Source organism: Enterobacter sp. Acro-832 (assembly GCF_011752745.1).
Taxonomy (GTDB): Bacteria; Pseudomonadota; Gammaproteobacteria; order Enterobacterales; family Enterobacteriaceae; genus Enterobacter; species Enterobacter quasiroggenkampii.
Genome location: NZ_VWWX01000001.1, coordinates 338,395 through 357,658 on the forward strand (window position 1 = coordinate 338,395; position 19,264 = coordinate 357,658).

At 58.1% G+C, this 19,264-nt stretch carries 17 protein-coding genes; 5 read left to right on the plus strand and 12 right to left on the minus strand.

What is annotated here, in order from left to right; translation table 11 throughout:
• Positions 1-20 precede the first annotated feature (20 nt).
• Positions 21-596 carry a helix-turn-helix domain-containing protein gene (locus F3J31_RS01520; protein ID WP_008501301.1) on the minus strand — a complete coding sequence of 192 codons (576 nt, stop codon included), beginning with the start codon at positions 594-596 and terminating at the stop codon, positions 21-23.
• Positions 597-744: 148 nt separating this feature from the next.
• On the opposite strand from F3J31_RS01520, the gene F3J31_RS01525 reads away from it, so the two are divergent.
• Together F3J31_RS01525 and F3J31_RS01530 are read left to right on the plus strand one after the other, a co-directional pair.
• On the plus strand, positions 745-1,263 hold the full coding sequence (locus F3J31_RS01525) for a GNAT family N-acetyltransferase (protein ID WP_023292298.1): 519 nt from the start codon (positions 745-747) through the stop codon (positions 1,261-1,263).
• Entirely contained in the window at positions 1,260-1,709 is a 450-nt protein-coding gene (locus F3J31_RS01530) for a DMT family transporter (RefSeq protein ID WP_048029829.1), read from the plus strand. Before F3J31_RS01525 ends, F3J31_RS01530 begins: the two co-directional genes overlap by 4 nt.
• A 3-nt stretch (positions 1,710-1,712) precedes the next feature.
• Here F3J31_RS01530 and F3J31_RS01535 read toward each other — a convergent pair whose 3' ends face one another.
• Positions 1,713-1,946: a YdcY family protein gene (locus tag F3J31_RS01535; RefSeq protein WP_167210906.1), complete on the minus strand. Its 234-nt coding sequence runs from the start codon at positions 1,944-1,946 to the stop codon at positions 1,713-1,715.
• Positions 1,947-2,046: 100 nt separating this feature from the next.
• The gene (locus tag F3J31_RS01540) at positions 2,047-3,645 is read right to left on the minus strand and encodes an ABC transporter substrate-binding protein (protein WP_167210907.1); all 1,599 of its coding nucleotides are present in this window, start codon (positions 3,643-3,645) and stop codon (positions 2,047-2,049) included.
• A 283-nt stretch (positions 3,646-3,928) separates the two neighbouring features.
• On the opposite strand from F3J31_RS01540, the gene F3J31_RS01545 reads away from it, so the two are divergent.
• Genes F3J31_RS01545 through F3J31_RS01555 form a run of 3 tightly spaced genes read left to right on the plus strand, consistent with a single transcriptional unit; the run spans position 3,929 to position 10,438 of the window.
• Positions 3,929-5,278, plus strand: coding sequence for an SrfA family protein (locus F3J31_RS01545; RefSeq protein WP_167210908.1), 1,350 nt, complete (start codon positions 3,929-3,931; stop codon positions 5,276-5,278).
• A 4-nt stretch (positions 5,279-5,282) separates the two neighbouring features.
• On the plus strand, positions 5,283-8,264 hold the full coding sequence (locus F3J31_RS01550; protein WP_167210910.1) for a virulence factor SrfB: 2,982 nt from the start codon (positions 5,283-5,285) through the stop codon (positions 8,262-8,264).
• Complete coding sequence (locus tag F3J31_RS01555; RefSeq protein ID WP_167210912.1) at positions 8,261-10,438, plus strand: virulence factor SrfC family protein; 2,178 nt, start codon at positions 8,261-8,263, stop codon at positions 10,436-10,438. Before F3J31_RS01550 ends, F3J31_RS01555 begins: the two co-directional genes overlap by 4 nt.
• A gap of 70 nt (positions 10,439-10,508) precedes the next feature.
• Here F3J31_RS01555 and F3J31_RS01560 read toward each other — a convergent pair whose 3' ends face one another.
• The 9 genes from F3J31_RS01560 to F3J31_RS01600 all read right to left on the minus strand — a co-directional run bounded on the left by F3J31_RS01560 (position 10,509) and on the right by F3J31_RS01600 (position 19,026).
• On the minus strand, positions 10,509-11,264 hold the full coding sequence (locus F3J31_RS01560) for an alpha/beta hydrolase (protein WP_167210914.1): 756 nt from the start codon (positions 11,262-11,264) through the stop codon (positions 10,509-10,511).
• An 86-nt stretch (positions 11,265-11,350) separates the two neighbouring features.
• Positions 11,351-11,524 carry a GhoT/OrtT family toxin gene (locus tag F3J31_RS01565; RefSeq protein ID WP_013096478.1) on the minus strand — a complete coding sequence of 58 codons (174 nt, stop codon included), beginning with the start codon at positions 11,522-11,524 and terminating at the stop codon, positions 11,351-11,353.
• 182 nt (positions 11,525-11,706) lie between these two features.
• Positions 11,707-13,131, minus strand: a complete 1,425-nt coding sequence (patD, locus tag F3J31_RS01570) for an aminobutyraldehyde dehydrogenase (protein ID WP_167210916.1) — start codon at positions 13,129-13,131, stop codon at positions 11,707-11,709.
• A gap of 24 nt (positions 13,132-13,155) precedes the next feature.
• Complete coding sequence (locus tag F3J31_RS01575; protein ID WP_167210918.1) at positions 13,156-13,962, minus strand: ABC transporter permease; 807 nt, start codon at positions 13,960-13,962, stop codon at positions 13,156-13,158.
• On the minus strand, positions 13,952-14,896 hold the full coding sequence (locus F3J31_RS01580) for an ABC transporter permease (RefSeq protein WP_008501290.1): 945 nt from the start codon (positions 14,894-14,896) through the stop codon (positions 13,952-13,954). The genes F3J31_RS01575 and F3J31_RS01580 overlap by 11 nt, the downstream gene beginning before the upstream one ends.
• Position 14,897: 1 nt before the next feature.
• The gene (locus F3J31_RS01585; protein WP_167210920.1) at positions 14,898-15,911 is read right to left on the minus strand and encodes an ABC transporter ATP-binding protein; all 1,014 of its coding nucleotides are present in this window, start codon (positions 15,909-15,911) and stop codon (positions 14,898-14,900) included.
• Positions 15,912-15,928: 17 nt separating this feature from the next.
• Positions 15,929-17,074, minus strand: a complete 1,146-nt coding sequence (gene ydcS, locus F3J31_RS01590; protein WP_024907240.1) for a putative ABC transporter substrate-binding protein YdcS — start codon at positions 17,072-17,074, stop codon at positions 15,929-15,931.
• A gap of 271 nt (positions 17,075-17,345) precedes the next feature.
• Positions 17,346-18,755 (minus strand): PLP-dependent aminotransferase family protein, encoded by a 1,410-nt coding sequence (locus tag F3J31_RS01595; RefSeq protein WP_032674890.1) that lies wholly within the window; start codon positions 18,753-18,755, stop codon positions 17,346-17,348.
• A gap of 82 nt (positions 18,756-18,837) precedes the next feature.
• Positions 18,838-19,026: a hypothetical protein gene (locus F3J31_RS01600; RefSeq protein WP_032645155.1), complete on the minus strand. Its 189-nt coding sequence runs from the start codon at positions 19,024-19,026 to the stop codon at positions 18,838-18,840.
• Positions 19,027-19,264: the final 238 nt, after the last annotated feature.

The following is a 19,264-nucleotide window of genomic DNA, read 5'->3' on the forward strand; positions in this document are numbered from 1 at the left end:
TCGGCGTTATCGCATTAGCATTACGAGCCAGACTGATTGAGGCGTACAACCAGATAGATGCAGGTTTCATTCGTCTCGTTGATGAACCGGCAGTCATTAGGCGGCCCCAGCTCAAGACAGTCTCCGGCGTGCATCTCGTGGCGGGTGTCGCCCTCCTGAAACACCAGCTCACCGGACTGCAGCCAGATAAGCTGACGCGCCAGCGCGTAAGAAGAGGCTGGCATTGGAACATCGCTTCCCGCAGGCAGTTCCACCTGAACAAGGTCGATGGGCAGATCGGTACGGGGAGAAACATGTCGGCGGAGGTAGTGCGTCTGCGGATCGCGCCAGACGGGCTGGTTTGCCAGGCGCAGCAGCTTGCCCTCCTGCATTTCGGCCCGGGCAATCAGCGTTGACATGCTGATGCCAAACGCGCCCGACAGGCGGGCAAGCAAGGTGGCTGTCGGGCTACTGTCCCCGCGCTCTATCTTATGGATCATGGCGCGGGAGACCCCTGCCCGGTCCGCCAGCTCGCTCAGGGACCATCCGCGAGACTCGCGTTCAAGGCGAATTCTTGCGCTAATCCGTTGATTCATCGTGTCTGTTATGGTGTTCATGACGTCATACTATAGTGTATGAACGGCAATTCAATGGGCTTTTGATAACAAAAAAATATGGCTTATGCCATAGCGATCGGGCGATACAGTTGTGTAATATCGTAGCGATAACGTAATACTATAGTGAACAACACACAGAGGCTTCATCATGATCGTTCGTCATGCCTGCAAAGAAGACTGCGCTGCGATAGGCGAGATTTACAACCACGCGGTGCTGCACACTGCCGCGATCTGGAACGATAAAACCGTCGATACCGATAACCGAATCGCCTGGTTTGAGGCGCGCTCGCTTGCGGGCTACCCGGTTCTGGTAAGTGAAGAGGACGGCGTAATCACCGGCTACGCCTCTTTCGGCGACTGGCGCGCCTTTGACGGCTTCCGTCATACGGTTGAGCACTCGGTCTATGTCCACCCGGCCCATCAGGGCAAAGGGATTGGCCGCACGCTGATGAAGGCGCTGATTAACGAGGCCCGCGCCATTGGGAAACACGTGATGGTGGCCGGCATTGAAGCGCAAAACCATGCCTCGATTCATCTCCATGAAACGCTCGGCTTTGTGACGACCGGACAAATGCCGCAGGTGGGAACCAAGTTTGGCCGCTGGCTGGACTTAACCTTTATGCAGCTGCAGCTGGACGAGCGCAGCGATCCGGACGCGATCCCATGAATCAGTCACTGACGCTGGCGTTTCTGGTCGCGGCGGGCATCGGTCTGGTGGTGCAAAACACCCTGATGGTGCGTATCACCCAGTCTTCCTCCACCATTCTCATCGCGATGCTGCTGAATTCGCTGGTCGGCATCGTGCTGTTTGTCACTATTCTGCTGCTGAAACAGGGCGTGGCCGGATTCAGCGAGCTGGCCGCGACGGTGCGCTGGTGGACGCTTATCCCGGGGCTGCTGGGGTCGTTTTTCGTGTTTGCCAGCATCAGCGGCTATCAGAACGTTGGCGCGGCGACGACCATCGCCGTGCTGGTCGCAAGCCAGCTGATTGGCGGGCTGGTGCTGGACGTGCTGAGGAGCCATGGCATCCCGCTGCGCGCCCTGATCGGCCCGGTGTGCGGCGCGGTGATGCTGGTGGTCGGAGCCTGGCTGGTGGCGCGACGCCAGTTTTGATGGTTACAGTATGGTGCCGCCTTTCGTCAGCTGTTCCTCACGCGCGTCCATCTCCTCTTTATGCTGCTTACCGTGGTGCGAAATCGCGGTGCGCAGACGCTGCTGCTGGGTGTAGCGATCTTCACGACTAAGCTCTGCATCATCGCTTAATTCAATCAGCAGCTCGTTCATATGGGTAATCACGCTCTCTTCGATAGCGGCATCGACGCGGGCGCTAACTTCGTTTAAATGTGACATTGTCACTCCTTGTTATGTGCCCGGTGGCGCTACGCTTACCGGGCCTACGGGTGCCAAATGTAAGCCGGGTAAGGCGTAGCCGCCACCCGGCTAAAAAGGCTTAGTTCAGCTTCGCTTTCGAGAAATCGCTGCCCATCAGGCTTACGCTGTACCCGGTCACATTGCTGCGGGTCGCGTAGAACGTTTTCCCGTTGGCCAGCGCGATCCACGGCGCCTGCTGGTAGAAAATCTCCTGCGCCTGGCCATAGAGCTTGGCGCGCTCAGCCGGGCTGCTGGTCAGCTTCGCTTTTTGTACCAGGGCATCATACCCCTTATCGCACCAGCGCGCGGCGTTTGAGCCGGTTTTAATGCTGTTGCAGCCGAGCAGCACATCGGCAAAGTTGTCCGGGTCGCCGTTGTCGGACATCCAGCCAAACAGCGCGGAGTCATGTTCGCCTTTACGCATTCCGGAGAGATATTCGCCCCACTCGTAGGAGACAATTTTGGCCTTCACGCCGACTTTTGCCCAGTCGCTTTGGATCATCTCCGCGATACGACGCGAGTTCGGGTTATACGGACGCTGAACTGGCATTGACCACAGCGTGACTTCCGCGCCCTTCTCCAGACCCGCCTGCTTCAGCAGGGCTTTCGCTTTTTCAGGATCGTAGCTGTAGTCCTTGAGGTCTTTATTGAAGCCCAGCATATTTGGCGGGATCGGCGATTTTGCCACCGTGCCCGATCCCATAAACACCGCATTAACGATGGCCTTCTTGTCGGTCGCGTAGTTGAGCGCCTGACGCACCAGCACGTTATCAAACGGTTTTTTCTCGGTGTTAAACGCCAGATAACCGACGTTCAGCGCATCGACCGAGTACAGCGTCAGGTCTTTGTTGTTTTTGATGGCGTCAAACTGAACCGGGGATGGCGCAGGAATGATCTGGCACTCGTTGGTCTGCAGCTTCGCCAGGCGAGTTTCCACGTTTGGCGTAATGGAGAAAATGAGATGCTTCGTCGGCACCTCGCCCTCCCAGTAGTTCGGGTTCGCGACGTAGCGGATCAGCGAATCCACTTTGTACTGCTGCAGCACGTAAGGCCCGGTGCCAATCGGCCAGGTGTCCACGTTCTCAGGCGTGCCTTTTTTCAGCATTGCGTCGGCGTATTCAGCGGAGAGAATCGAGGCGAAATCCATCCCCCAGTCGGCCAGAAACGCGGCGTTGGGTTCGCTGAGGGTGAACTGGATGTGATAATCATCGACCTTTTTAACGTCCTGGATCAGCTTATCGAGACCGACATCATTAAAGTACTCGTAGTTGCCCTGCGACACGTTGTGGTACGGGTGTTTAGGGTCTTTCTGACGCATGACCGAGAAAATAACGTCATCGGCATTAAAGTCGCGCGTCGGTTTGAAGTATTTGTTGCTGTTGAACTTCACCCCTTTACGCAGGGCAAAGGTATAGGTCTTGCCGTCCGGCGAAATCGTCCAGGACTCCGCCAGCGACGGCACCGGGGTGTTTTTCACCGGGTCGAAATTGATCAGACGGTTATACAGCACCTGAGAGCTGGCCACAAAAGACGGGCCAGAGCTGGCGATTTGCGGGTTGAAGGACTCGGGGGAGGCTTCTGAACAGTAAATAAGGGTGTCGTTATTTGCCGCCCATGCGGCACCGGCTGGTAACAGCGCGCTCAGCGCAAGGGCGAGCAGTGTTTTCCCTGTAGACATGGTTATAACCCTGACAGTTTTATTATATAGGACAGTAATAACAGCACAGGCGTTTTGACCTGGCAAATAACGAAACACTATCAGGTTATTCTAAAGCCGCGTTTTTTGCTGTTTTAACCGCCAGCGCTCAAAAAGATGATTTGCCTTAAGTGCCATTATTCGTCAAGCACAACCGTCACTTTCTATGCCGCAAGAAATCGGCGCTTTTAGCGTCTCTTCCTCCGTTTGGTTGCTTCCTCGTTTCGTTAAAGTAATGGTGTGAAGAAGTATATGGGATCAAATCGTGGCAAAAACTCTTTTACGCAGCGGTAATCTGGATGATTTTCAGGCCGTTGGCGGCGGCGGACAAGCCGTTTTCGAATCAGCGTTGCAAATCCGGGAAGCGCTCCGTTTGCGCAAACAACAGGCCATCGTCGACTGTCTGGCGATTCCTCAGGTCAACGACAGCGGCGACCGCGTGGACTGGTATTCCCCGGTTGAAGGGAGCGTAATCAGCTGGAAAGCGGCCGATGAAGATGATCGCTATCGCGCCCTGCGCTATCTGGAAAACACGCTCGCCAGTGTCGAGTCATTAAGCAAGAAATGCCTGCAGTCGCCTAAAACCGCGCAACAGCTTTTTGGCTCTCTGCTGTCAAAGGCGTTTCAGTTTCCGGGCGAAAACTTCCTCTTCCTGGTAGACGGAAAGCCGGTCATCAGCTTCTGGGGGTTTGTAAACCTGAACGAGAACGCGCGCGACGATGTCCTCGACTGCCTGCGTGAATCATTGATCCCTGAGCCAGCCCCCGTTGTGATTGACGATCCTGAACCCGAGCCTGAGCCAGAGCCAGTGATGACCTTTGAGCACGCTGACGAGCCGCTGATCGCCCCATCCACGGTGGTGCGTATTACGCCGGAGGAGCTGTATGAGCCCGAACCGGCCCCCGTCGTTGCACAACCTGTTCAGGCGCCAGCTCCGGCGAACGTCGTGAAAAAGCGCCGCGTTCCCCTCTGGACCCTGCCGGTTGCCGCCGTGATCGTCGCCGCCATTGCCGCCCCGCTGCTGTGGCCAAAACAGGCACCTTCCGCTGAGCCCGCCCCGGCTCCCACACCTGAACCTGTGGAGATTGCGCCAAAACCGATCAAAGCGGTTGAGCCGCTGGCGATGAAGCTACCGCTGCATCAGGCGGAGGTCGTGGCCAGCAAAGAAAAAGAAGCCGCTCCGGCCGCTCCTGCGCCACAGCCCGCTCCGGTGGTGATTGTCGCCATCCCGAAAGACGCCATGGTGATGGAAGCGAATCAGGTAAAAGCGGGATCGACGCGCTTCCTGAACGGCACCTGGCGCGCCATCCTCGATGTGAAAGATCCGGTCACCGGCAAACCGCCGTCGCTGCGCTATCAGATCCAGAACAATAAAGGTTTCGCCCGCGTTGTCCATGGCGACAACATTGTCTGCCGCGCGGAGGTCTTTTCCGGGCTGCACAGCAATGGCGAGCTGATGATTAAGAGTCGCGGCACTGCCCGCTGCACCGACGGTTCCCGCTACCCGATGCCGGAAATTGCCTGTAAAGCAGGCACCAGCGATATCGCAGAATGTCGCGCCCGTTATGATGCCAACACCGTCGTCCCACTGACGTTCAAGAAAGCAGGTGCCTGATCTTATGCTGGTAAATCTTTGCGACTATAAACAAAGCGTCACGCTTATTGCCAACAGCGGCGTGCAGTTCCTCGATTTCGGTCTGACGCCGCAGGACTCCGCCAGCAACGGGCGCTTCGTACGTAAAACCGCGAACGGCCCGCTATTGCGCCTCGATTTCGACCTGGTCAACGGTCGCTATACCCTGCCCGGCATGAACGGCGGGCAGCCAGAAGTGGTCAAACCGGAAACCACTATCCCGCTGCATCAGTCGCTGGCGGTACTGGATGGCGTCTGGCTTCCGGTTCCGTTCCTGCGCTTCAACCCGCCACGGACCTTTGTTGAAGGGCCGGATAACTGGGCGCGCGTTCAGGTTCGCAAGCTTGCCACCCCGGACACGGCAGGCAATACACACCGCGTCACCCTCGCGCTTGACAGCCAGATTGCCGATCATGCCACGTCCGCGCTCTCTCCGGTGGAAAACGATATTCTGAACGGGACCCGCTTCGCGCTGGCGTGGCGCGATAACGAGGTAGACAGTTTCCTCGATCAGACCTGGATTGACGGCTGGCTGCGCGAGGCGTTTACCCAGTATGCCGACGGCGTTGAGAACCGCTCTGAACGCGACCTGCAGCAGGCGATGCGCAGTTTTGAGTATCAGGCCCACTGGCTCAACCTGATGACCATGCTCGGTGAACAGCTCACCGTACCGGAAGTGAAATTTGTCACCCATACGCTCAGCACGCCAGCCATTCCGGTCGACCTGATCCTCGACGTGGGTAACACCCACACCTGCGGCGTCATTATTGAAGACCACGGCGATGCGAACGATGGGCTGCGTCAGACCGCCGAGCTGCAGGTTCGCTCGCTCAGCGAGCCGCAGTTCCTGAACGAGCCGCTGTTCACCAGCCGTCTCGAGTTTTCGGAAGCGCGGTTTGGCAAGCAGCACTTCTCGGTGGAAAGCGGTCGCGAAGACGCCTTTGTCTGGCCGTCGATTGTCCGCGTCGGCGATGAGGCCCGCAAGCTGGCGATGCAGCGTCTGGGAACCGAAGGCAACAGCGGTATCTCCAGCCCGCGTCGCTACCTGTGGGATGAAACCCCGGTCGTGCAGGACTGGCGCTTTAGCCAGATGAACAGCAAGACCCAGCGTGAACCGCTTGCCACCGCGTTCCCGCTGATGAACCTGATGAACGATGACGGCGAGCCGCTCTTCACGCTGCCGCAGGACGAGCGCCTGCCGGTCTTCTCGCCGCAATACAGCCGCAGCACCCTGATGACCCATATGCTGTGCGAGCTGCTGGCACAGGCGCTGGGGCAGATCAACAGCGTCGCCACGCGCCTGCGCCTGGGCTTCCCTGCCTCGCCGCGCCAGCTGCGCACGCTGATCCTGACGCTGCCCTCCGCCATGCCAAAGCAGGAGCGCGAGATCTTCCGTCGCCGCATGTTTGAAGCCATCGCGATTGTCTGGAAAGCGATGGGATGGCACCCGCAGGATGAGGATTTTGTCACTCGCAAACAGCAGGAAAAAAGCGTGGTGCCGGTACCTGAAATCCAGATGGAGTGGGATGAAGCCAGCTGCGGTCAACTGGTCTGGCTGTATAACGAAGCCATCTCCCGCTTTGGCGGCCAGACCGAAGCCTTCTTCGCCTCCCTTGCCCGTCCGGACCGTGAGCCTGAGCCGGGTAGCCAGCCGGGACGCGCGTTGCGCGTCGCGTCCATCGACATCGGCGGCGGCACAACGGATATGGCGATCACCCATTACCAGCTGGACGACGGTTCCGGCAATAACGTCAAAATCACCCCGCAGCTGCTGTTCCGCGAAGGGTTTAAGGTCGCGGGCGACGATACGCTTCTGGACGTGATTCAGCGCTACGTGTTGCCCGCTCTGCAAACGCAGCTGCAGAAATCCGGTATCGCGGATGCCTCGCTGCTGATGGCCTCGCTGTTCGGTGACTCCGGACGCATTGATACCCAGGCCGTGCTGCGCCAGCAAACGGCGCTGCAGCTCTTTATGCCGATTGGCCATGCCATTCTTGCCGGGTGGGAATCCAGCGACGTTGACGATCCGCTGGCCGGTCTGCACGCCACCTTTGGCGATCTGCTGCCGCAGAAGCCGACCCGCAACGTGATGAACTATCTGCAGCAGGCGATCGATCATGCCCTGCCTGCGGGTTCAGACGCTTTCGATCTTTTCGCCGTGCCGCTGCATGTGAACTTCCGCGAAATGCAGGATGCGATGCTGGCCGGGCAGTTTACGCTGGCCTCCCCGCTCCACGCGGTATGTGAGGCGATCTCCCATTACAGCTGCGACATTCTGCTGATCACCGGACGCCCGGGCTGCCTGCCTGGGGTTCAGGCGCTCATTCGTCACCTGCAGCCGGTACCGGTCAATCGCATCGTCTGGCTGGATAAATACCAGGTACATGAGTGGTATCCGTTCAGTCAGCAAGGGCGCATTGGCAACCCGAAATCGACCGCTGCCGTGGGGGCCATGCTCTGCAGCCTGGCGCTTGACCTGCGTCTGCCGCGCTTCAACTTTAAAGCCGCGGACATTGGCGCGTATTCCACCGTGCGCTATCTGGGCGTGCTGGATAACACCGTCAATACCCTGCGCGAGGAAAACGTCTGGTATCAGGATATCGATCTTGATAAACCCGGCGCGAAGCTTGATGCGCGTCTGCACTTCCCGCTGCGCGGTAACGTGACTCTCGGCTTCCGTCAGCTGGCAAATGCGCGCTGGCCGGCCACGCCGCTCTACACGCTCAGCATTAACTCGGCCGAACTGGCAAAAGCGATTGCCGGCGACGGCGTGCTGAACGTGCGGCTCAAGCTCTGCGGCGGCAGCAAGCAGGAAGGTCCGGAGGCCTTCGAGCTGAGCGATGCCTGGCTGCAGGACGGCACGCCGGTGGCGCCTGACGCATTAACTTTCAAACTGAATACCCTGGCCGATCGCCGACACAGCGGTAGCCACTACTGGATCGACAGCGGGAGCGTATACCTGAAATGACAGCGACCACGAACACCACTCAGGCCTTAATCGGGTGGATTAACGAGACGCGCCTGACCGCCCCTGTGCTGGATAACGATGCCGACGCCCTGCTTGCTCGCATCAACGCGGTGCAGGCGCGGGAGCAGGCCATTGAACGCGCCATGACCCGCCTGAGCAGCATTGGGCTTTACGGCCATTCGCAGAGCGCGAAAGCGCACCTGCTGTTGTCGCTGTGCGGCAGCGGCAATGGACGCCTGAACGTGACGCCAGGCCAGCGCACCTTTGACTATTTTTCGCATATCAATCCAGGACATGCCCTGACCAATATGGCCGTCCGCTTCACCCGGGAAACCCCGGAAGCGCTTGACGAGGCGTTTCCACTGCGCCTGAGCCTGGTCACCGAGGCCGAGCTGGTACAGCTGTTTATTGCCCGCACGACGCTGCATCCGCAGATGCGCGCGGTGGATAAGGCGGTCATCGAGACACGTCTGGAGAAATGGCGCGGACTGCGCCAGCCGCAGGGCGTGCCCGGCATCACCGCTCAGGAAGTGGGGGCAATTGCCCGTTTCTGGCAGAGCACGGTACCCGCCGCGAAACAGCAGATTGATGATGCCCTGTGGCATGAGTTTGCCCAACTGGTGCCTTCACTCGATCTCAGCACGCGAGCCAGCGTCTGGGCGCTGCTCTGGGGCGAACAGCAGGAACTGACCCAGCAGTGGTTAAACCTGGCCCATGTGCTGCATCAGACCAGCCATGCCAGCGAGCTTGCGGCCCCCCTTAGCCTGCTGGTGGACAGCTTTGGGCTGCCGGGTGAAGGGTTCCTGACGCTCGACGGCTCGATAGCGCTTCAGCATGCACAGGAGACGCTTCTCCATCCACTGAACAACGGTGAAATGCTTAACGCCATCAGCCTCCCGGTCGATGTGCTGGCCTTCCTGACCCGCGAACTGGTGCTGCCGGTTGAGAGCGGCGCGCTGGATAATGTTGATATCATTGATATCCCGGTGTTTGAAGAGCACCATGCCGATCCGCTACGCCAGGCGAAATCCCAGTGGCTGCTTGAGCACTATCGTCAACAGCTCCAGCCGGATGTGCTGGTCATTTGCAACGCGACGGCGCAGCACGAACAGACGGCCAAAAAAGCAAAAGTGTTAATGAACTGGGTCAGGGAGACGCAGCCTGCGGAAGAATCTGCCCTGCCGGGTCTGGTATGGGCGATCACCCCGCACGACGCTCGCTTTACCACCCGGCAGAATCTCGATGAAGCCGTACAGCATCTGCTCGGAAAGCCGGGCCTGCGCTGGGGCACGCTACAGGCTCTGGACAGCCACAGCATGCAGCGCGTCATTGAGTGGCTGTCCCAGGCCACGTTGCCCGCTCAGCGACAGAAACGTCTCGGCACGCTCAAAAACGCGCTGCGTCTGGAGCTCTCGGCGATGATGCAAAGCTACCTGGCACCGCTGGTTGAGAAGCCAGGTATCCGACGCGCTCAGGCAGAAAACATGGTGCGCATGCTGCAAAGCAGTGCCGCCCGCCACGGCGAGCTGCTTGAAGGCCTGCTGCCACCGCTGAAGGCCTTTGAAACGCTGCTGGCCGTTCAGCAGCCGCGCGAGGAGCAGGTTAACGGGCTGTTTACGGATACCATTGACCTGTTTGCCGAGAACGCCCAGGAAAGCGCCGGTCTGTACCAGACCAAAGACAAAGCGCGCCTGGCGCACAAAGTCTGGATAAATCATCTGCGCCAGTGGAGCCGCAACGAGGCGACAGCCGCCCGTCTTGGGCTGGATCCTGCGGTGTTACAGCAAATTGCGGATGTGCTGGTCGTCACCAGCTACCGGCTGAATCTGCCTCAACAGCTGCAGCGAATTGTCGAAGCAGATAAAAGTAGCGCTGCGCAACTGCATGCCGTGATGGGCAATTTCGTTGGCTGGCTGGGTTACGACCAGACGCCCGTGGCGACGCGCCCGGCAAGCCGCATCCGCAAGGGACAGGCTATCTTCGTCACCCCGGTGGTGAGTAGCGCCGAGCCCCGCCTGACGCGTCTGGGTGAACAGCCGGTCCATGCGGCTACCGCGTACGTTTACGACTGGCTGGTCGCGCTCTATAGCCGCGCGATCGAGAACATTGATTACCAGCACCCGCATGATGTTCAGCCTGACGCTCGTCAGGCACTACGTACTATAATAATGTAGCCGCCTTCTTGCCGGGTGGCGCTGCGCTTACCCGGCCTACATTTCGCAACGATGATACATTGCACAATAATCACATCGTCATACATTCGGCTAAGGCCCGCGCCAGTGCAGAGGGGTTTTCCCAGGACATTGAGTGCCCCGCCGCAGGAATAATTTTCACCTCAACGCCCTTCTGCTGGAGATTTTCCACATCGTCATCCGGCAGAGAGAGCTCGCCAAAAATCAACGTTACCGGGCAAGGGAGTGACAGTAACTGCGCTTCCCATTCCGGTTCAACGCCCGCCACCAGGCTGGATGCACCGCGCCAGACGGCATAAGCCGCATTGCTCTGCAGGCACCCTGCCCACGCCGTTTTTTCTGCGCTGAGCATGGCGTCGTAACCCTGCTCCAGAAACTGTTGCTCGGATTGCGCCGCTATAGACCGGCTGAACATGCCCCCACCCGCATGAAAATTGGGCTCTGACACCATCAGTCCCTTCACGCGCGTTGCCAGCAGCCCCGCCGTTTCGATAGCAATACTGCCGCCCATGCTGTGGCCATATAACCAGAAGGAATCCAGCTCAAGATGGTCAATCAGTTCCGCGACAACGTGCGCCTGGTCAGTGGTTTTATAGCTGTAGTGCTCAGGCTTATCGCTGTAGCCGCTGCCGGGCAAGTCGATGAGAATCGCTCTGCGCGCGCCAAACAGCGGGTCACAAACGACGCGGGGATATTCATAGGAAGAGGCGCAGCCCAGCCCGTGAATGAACACCACGGGATCGCCGGTACCAGGCAAGTCGTGCCAGCGCACGGTGCAACCGGCCTGCTGCGAGTAAAAACTGTTCATAAGCACTCCTTTTATGATGCACTGTGTATTTATACAGTCATCACATCAGGAATGCTATGTTCATCTTTTAAAACTGGAAGCGTGCTTCAGAAAAGCGAGACCAGCAGCGCAACGGGAAAGCTCATTGGCCAGGTTGACCCCACCAGGAAAGCGCTCAGCAGGCGGATACGTTTGCGGTCTTTAGAGAGGAACCAGGTGATTAATGCGCAGATGGAAGCCATGATTGCGTAAAAAACCAACATCTTTTGATACAACGTCATTCTGTATACCAGAGCCGAAAAAATAACCGCACGCAATATGCGTCATATGTTGACACAGATCAAGTTTTTTCGTTACAGAATAACCACTTAAAAATTACGGCTAATAACAATTGAGTATCTTACGTAACACGTGTGGCGGGCAAGGAGAACGCCTGGCCGCGCAAGCGGCCAGGCTGAGCGGATCAGTGTTTGATCATCACATGCCTGACGACCGTATAATCCTCAAGCCCGTAGACCGACATATCTTTCCCGTAGCCCGATAATTTCATGCCGCCGTGCGGCATTTCGCTCACCAGCATAAAATGGGTATTCACCCAGGTGCAGCCGTACTGCAGACGCGCGCTCAGGCGATGGGCGCGCCCCACGTCTTTCGTCCAGACCGATGATGCCAGGCCGTATTGCGAATCGTTCGCCCAGGCCAGCACCTGCGCCTCGTCATCAAATTCGGTGACGCTCACCACCGGGCCAAACACCTCGCGTTGAACGATGGCATCGTCCTGTTTTGCCCCCGCCAGCAGGGTTGGCTGGAAGTAGTAGCCCGCCCCCTCTTTTTTGCTCCCGCCGGTGACAACCCGGATATGGCCGAGCGTTTTCGCCTCATCGACGGCCTGGCAGACGCGTGAAAGATGGGCGGCCGAGCTGAGCGGACCGAGTTCGGTAGACTCGTCCTCCGGGGCACCCATTTTAAGACTGGCAACCGCGGCGCCCAGCTTTTCCACCAGTTGGGCATAAATTCCCTTCTGGGCATAAATGCGGCAGGCCGCCGTACAGTCCTGCCCGGCATTGTAGAAGCCAAACGTCCGCACCCCTTCAACCACCGCATCGAGGTCGGCATCATCAAACACGATCACCGGCGCTTTGCCACCCAGCTCCATATGGGTGCGTTTAATCGAGGACGCCGTATGGCCGATGATATGTTCCCCGGTCGCAATCGAACCGGTCAGCGAGACCATACGGACCTTCTCGTGCCCGGTGAGCGGGTCGCCGACCGTTTTGCCCCGACCAAACAGCACGTTCAGAACGCCCGCCGGGAAGATATCTTTTGCCAGCTCTGCCAGCTTAAGCGCGGTCAGGGGCGTGATCTCTGAGGGCTTAATCACCACGCAGTTCCCTGCTGCCAGCGCGGGGGCCAGCTTCCAGGCTGCCATCATCAGCGGGTAGTTCCACGGCGCGATAGAGGCCACCACGCCCACCGGGTCACGGCGAATCATTGACGTGTGCCCGTCAAGGTACTCGCCAGCGGCGAGGCCGTTCAGGCAGCGGGCGGCCCCGGCAAAGAAACGGAAAACATCGACCACCGCCGGAATTTCATCCCCCAGCGCGCAGTGTAGCGGCTTACCGCAGTTAAGGGACTCGAGCCGGGCAAACGCCTCGCCGTGCGCTTCAATCGCATCCGCCAGCCTCAGCAGGCACTCGGCGCGGGTTTTCGGTGTCGTTTGTCCCCACGCCGCAAAAGCACGATCAGCAGCCAGCACCGCCGCGTCGACCTGGGCCGCTGACGCCTCAGCAATCTCCAGCAGTACCTCTCCGGTGGCCGGGTTATAAACCGGCTGTTTTTCACCTTCTCCGGCAACCAGCTCACCGTTTATCAGCAGATGTTTTTGCATAGCATTTTCCTGTTGAATTCACTGTTATTTCCCGCTGCCGGCAATGTTTTCGCCGTCGCGGGTTAGCCACCAGGCTCCCAGAATGGGGATAGTTGTCACCAGCATCACCAGCAGAGCAACAACGTTGGTGACGGGCACGTCGCGCGGACGCCCGAGCTGGTTGAGCAACCACAGCGGTAACGTGCGCTCGTGTCCCGCCGTAAATGTTGTGACGATTATCTCGTCAAACGACAGGGCAAACGCCAGCATTCCCCCGGCCAGCAGCGCGGAACCCAGATTGGGCAGCACCACGTAGCGAAAGGTTTGCCACCCGTCAGCCCCGAGATCCATCGACGCTTCCACCAGGCTCCAGGAGGTGCGTCTGAACCGGGCAATCACGTTGTTAAACACCACCACCACGCAGAAGGTGGCGTGTCCGACGACGATGGTGAAAAACCCCGGCTCAAGATTGATCGTTTTGAAAGCCGTCAGCAGCGCCAGGCCGGTGATGATCCCCGGTAACGCAATCGGTAACAGCAGCAGCAGAGAGATCGCATTCTTGCCAAAAAACGCGCTTCGCCACAGCGCTGCTGCAGCAAGCGTGCCAAGCACAAGGGCAATGGCGGTGGAAAGCGCGGCAATTTGAAGTGACAACGTCACGGATTCTATAATATCGCCGCGCCCCACCGCCACGCTAAACCACTTCAGCGTCAGCCCCTGTGGCGGAAAGCTGAAGGCGGCGTCTTCGGTGTTGAAGGCATAGGTCGCGATAATCAGCAGCGGGAAGTGCAGGAAGATGACGCCTCCCCACGCTGCCACTTTCAGGAACAGCGGTGCGCGTTCAGAGTGCATCGAATGCTCCCAGACGTTTCACGAACGCCAGATAAAGAGAAATCAGCACGATGGGAACCAGCGTGAACGCGGCGGCCATTGGCATATTACCGATAGCGCCCTGCTGCGAGTAGACCATGTTACCGATGAAATAGCCCGGCGGGCCGACCAGCTGAGGAACGATGAAGTCCCCCAACGTCAGGGAAAACGTGAAAATGGACCCCGCCGCAATGCCCGGTATGGCCAGCGGCAGAACGACATAACGGAACGTCTGACGGGGGCGCGCACCGAGGTCGGCTGAGGCCTGCAGTAGCGAGGCCGGCAGGCGCTCCAGCGCCGCCTGGACGGGCAGGATCATAAACGGCAGCCAGATGTACACGAACACCAGAAACCGCCCCAGCCCGGAGGTGGATAAGGTGTTACCGCCCACTGCCGGGAGCGTCAGGATTGAGGTCAGAATCGGCTCCAGTCCGAGATGGCTGAGAAACCACTGGGCCACGCCGTCCTTCGCCAGCAGCAACGTCCAGGCGTAGGCTTTGACGATATAGCTCGCCCACATTGGCAGCATCACGGCGATATAGAAGAAAGCCTTCCACTTGCCGCTGGTGTATCGCGCCATGTACCAGGCCATCGGGAATGCGAGGATGGCGCTGGCAATGGTCACAGCAATTGCCATCGTTAACGTGCGCAGGATGATGTCGTAGTTTGCCGGGTTGAAGAGCGCCTGAATATTCGCCAGCGTCAGATCCGGCGTGACCGCCATGGTGAAATCGTCAAAGGTGTAAAACCCCTGCCACAGCAGCGTCAGCAGCGATCCTAAATAGACGATGCCAAACCACATCAGCGGCGCAAGCAGAAGCAGGAACAGGCCGAGCGACGGTTTACGCCAGAACAGTGCGGTCATGCGGCTTAAGCGGCCGCGCGGGGCGGGAGGATGCGCGACACTCATATCCATTTCACCTCTCCTCGTGAAGGCGGATCATCGCGTCGCGTGACCATGACGCCATGACCGCCTGCCCTGGCGCAATGCCGCTCAGCGGCGAGACGTCACTGAAGTTAGCCTGACTCACCAGCAGTTTGGCGCCATCGGCGAGTTTCAGCTCCAGACGCGTGGCAGCCCCCTGATACTGAACGGCCTGCACGACGCCCTGAACCTGAACGTCACCCTGTTCATTAAGGCGAATATGTTCCGGGCGCAGGGAAAAGGTGCCCTCCATCCCGCAAAGTGTCTTCGCAAGGCCCGCATCAAAAACGTTAGAGGTGCCAACAAAGCTGGCGACAAACGGTGTGCGCGGACGCATGTAAAGATCGCGCGGGGTATCCACCTGCTCGATGCGCCCGTTATTGAACACTGCCACCCGGTCCGACATGGAAAGAGCCTCGCCCTGATCGTGGGTGACAAAAATAAAGGTGATGCCGAGTTCCTGCTGAAGCTTCTTCAGCTCGAACTGCATCTGTTCCCGCAGCTTGAGATCGAGCGCCCCTAAAGGCTCGTCCAGCAGCAGGACGCGCGGTTCATTCACCAGCGCGCGGGCAATGGCGACACGCTGACGCTGGCCGCCGGAAAGTTGCGAAGGTTTGCGGGCGATGGCAAAGCTCAGGCCCACTTTTTCCAGGGCATCACGGGCCTGGGCATGGCGTTTTTTCTTGTCGACGCCTTTGACCATCAGCCCGTAGGCAACGTTGTCGAGGATCGACATATGCGGGAACAGCGCGTAGTCCTGAAACACGGTGTTCACATCCCGCTCCCAGGGGGGCAGTTCGCTCGCCTCTTTACCGAAGATAGAAATCGTCCCGCCTGACAGCTGTTCAAAACCGGCGATCAGACGCAGGCAGGTGGTTTTGCCGGAGCCCGAAGGCCCCAGCATGGAGAAAAACTCTCCGTCACGAATCGCAATGGTGACTCCATCCACCGCCCGGACGTCGCCGTACAGGCGGGAAACATTGTTAAACTCGACTGCGTACGTCATGTTCTGCTCCCGGGCAATTAGCGACCGCCCATGATGGCGATGTAATCCTGCGTCCAGCGGCTGTAAGGGACAAATTTGCCGCCTTCTGCGATGGGGGTTTTCCAGAACATGATTTTGTCGAACTCGTTATAACCGTTTGTTTCGCAGCCTTTATCGCCCAGCAGCGTGCTGGCTTTACACCCTTCCGGAACCACAGGCAGGGAACCAAACCATGCAGCCAGATCGCCCTGCACTTTCGGCGTCAGCGACCAGTTCATCCATTTGTAGGCGCACATCGGGTGTTTAGCCTGCGCGTGGAGCATGGTGGTGTCCGCCCAGCCTGTCACCCCCTCTTTCGGGAAGACGGTGGCAATGGGCTGGTTCTCGGCCTTCAGCGCATTCGCCTGATACGGCCAGGCGCTGGAGGCCACGACGCCTTCGTTTTTGAAGTCGCTCATCTGGACGGTAGTGTCGTGCCAGTAGCGGTGGATCAGGGCATGCTGGTCGCGAAGCACCTTAAGCACGGCGGCATACTGTGCTTCGGTGAGCTGGTACGGGTCTTTAATACCCAGCTGCGGCTGCGTGGCTTTGACGAACAGCGCGGCATCGGCGATGTAAATCGGGCCGTCATACGCCTGCACGCGTCCCTGATTGGTTTTACCGTCCGGCAGATCCTGTTTAGTAAAGACCACGCTCCAGCTGTCCGGCGGCGTCGGGAAGGTTTTGGTGTTGTACATCAGCAGGTTTGGCCCCCACTGGTACGGCGTGCCGTAGACCTTGCCCCCGACGTTAAACCATTCCCCTTTCACAATCCGTTCGTCGAGGGTTTTCCAGTTGGGGATAAGATCGGGGTTAATCGGCTGGACGCGTTTGCCCATGATCAGCCGCAGGGAGGCATCACCTGAGGCGGTCACCAGATCGTATCCCCCTTTCGCCATCAGGCTGACCATTTCATCCGACGTGGCCGCCGTTTTGACGTTGACCGCACACCCGGTCTCTTTTTCAAACTGGGTGACCCAGTCGTAGTTTTTATCCGTCTGCCCCCGCTCGATGTATCCCGGCCAGGCGATAATATCCAGTCGACCTTCCCCGTCACCAATGGCCTTGGGGGGTTCTGCGGCTTGCGCTGTCATGATGGTCATGCCGAGCGCACACAGGCTGCTGCGGGCAAAATTTTTGCTCATAAGAGTTACTCCTGTCGCAATGAAATTTAGCGGCAGCCGTGCCGTAAAAATATCTCCCTTATTAAACGTAGACCGCGCAAATGCGCCGCACCGTACGGCTTCAGGAAATTTCATCAAGGTGTGACCGAGGGCGCATTCCCCGTTAACTGGATTATAGACAAGGAGTTAGGCGCGAGAGACGGTATGCAGATTTCCTATGACAGGTCACCACGAAATATTCGCAGTGCCGTCATCAGGATAAGAATTGATTATTTAAATAACGGAGAAAGGATTATTCCAGCATCGTGCTAATTAATTTTCCTAACTGAATGACCGCCTGCTCTTCCCGCTCTCCCCAGGCCCAGGAAGTATTAAATCGAAAGAACGGCGTCCACGCGTCAGAGGTGGAAAACATCTTTCCCGGGGCAATGCTGATGTGGTGCGTTAAGGCCTTTTCGCTCAGCAGCCCCGCATCCAGCGGTGCCGGCAGTTCCAGCCATAAAAAGTAGCCGCTGTCGTTATGGTGAATTTTGACACCGGCAGGCATATGGCGCAGAAGTGACTGCCAGGCCTGCTGCTTCCGCTCGGCTAGCGTACGCCGCAGGCGGCGCAGGTGGGCGTCGTAGCGTTTGGTCGCCAGGTAATCCACCAGCGCCAGCTGCATGGGAGAACTGGTTGAGAGCGTGCTCATCAGCTGCAGCTGCTGAATGCGACGCGCGTGTTTTCCTGCCGCCACCCAGCCGATGCGAAAACCGGCCACCAGACATTTTGAAAAGGACGAGCAGTGAAGCGTCATGTCCTGACGATCCCACGCTTTCGCCGGGAGCGGCTTTTCGCGGCCAAAATAGAGCTCGCTGTAGACGTCATCTTCAATCAGCGGGACGTTGTGCTGCGTTAACAGCGCGACAAGCTGCGCTTTTTTCTCCGCGCTCAGCGTGAAGCCGAGCGGGTTTTGGCTGTTGGTCATGATCCAGCAGGCTTTAACCGGGTACTCATTCAGCGCCTGTTCAAGGGCGTTGAGATCGATCCCCTCGCGGACGTCTGTCGCAATCGACAACGCTTTAAGCTTCAGGCGTTCCAGCGCCTGCAGCGCACCGTAGAAACAGGGGTTTTCGACAATCACCCAGTCACCCGGCTCGGTCACCGCCTGCAGGCTAAGATTCAGCGCCTCGAGCGCGCCTGCGGTGATCACGATCTCTTCCGGGGAGATGTTCATCCCCTGCTGCGCGTAACGACGGGCAATGGCGTGGCGGAGATCGACGTTACCCGGCGGCAGGTTCTCAATCACGCTCATCGCCGTCGCGGTTTTACTGACGTTAGCCAGCGAGCGGTTGAGCTGCTGAAGCGGGAAAAGCCGGGGATCGGGAAACGCGGAAGCAAAGGGAACTACGGAGGGGTCGCGGCTGGCCTGTAAGACATCGAAGATATAGGTATTGATATCCACCGCTTCGTCACGCATCACCTGAGCGGGTGGCGCAGGCTGTTGTGCGGTCGGGCGCGAGGCAACGTAATAGCCCGACTGCGGTCTGGCGACGATGCGCCCCTGACTTTCCAGCATCTGATACGCGTGGCCAACGGTCATAAAACTCATGCCGCTGCTCGCCACCTGCTCTCGCAGGGAAGGCAGCTTATCGCCCGGCAGCCATACGCCAAGCTCAATCTGCGAGATAATTTGTTGCGCCAGACGCTGGTATTTTTTCATCAGATTCTCCTTATGACCGATAGTGTATATCAGCAGGAGAAAAAGAGAAGATTTAGCTAACTGTTATAGTCTGGAAGATGAATTACTTACGGTATTCGGTCACGTGGCTCTGAGCGGAATGCGCGGCGGCCAAGTGGTCGAGCGTGATCATCGGCGATTTGCAAAAAATGCATTTCGCGCCAAACGGGTTTTTCTCAGACACGTCAAAGGCTGAGGTACGGTACTGCGAACCATGGCAGCATGGGCAGCGAAAATGGATATAAGAAGTCATAGGATTCTCCTGAAACGTTAAAACGTAAATTACTAATGGGCCGATTGGGCATAATGGTTTTAAACAAAACGAATCGGAATGTAGATAAAGACCCAAGAGAGGCTGCGGAGAGGCACAACGTGATGAGAACTGCTTTAAAAACTACGTCAGATATTTATTTGGACTCAAAACCAGAAGACCATTAACGCACGGCGCTGACGACAAAGCAAGCGGTTTAATGCGGAAAATTCATAAAAAG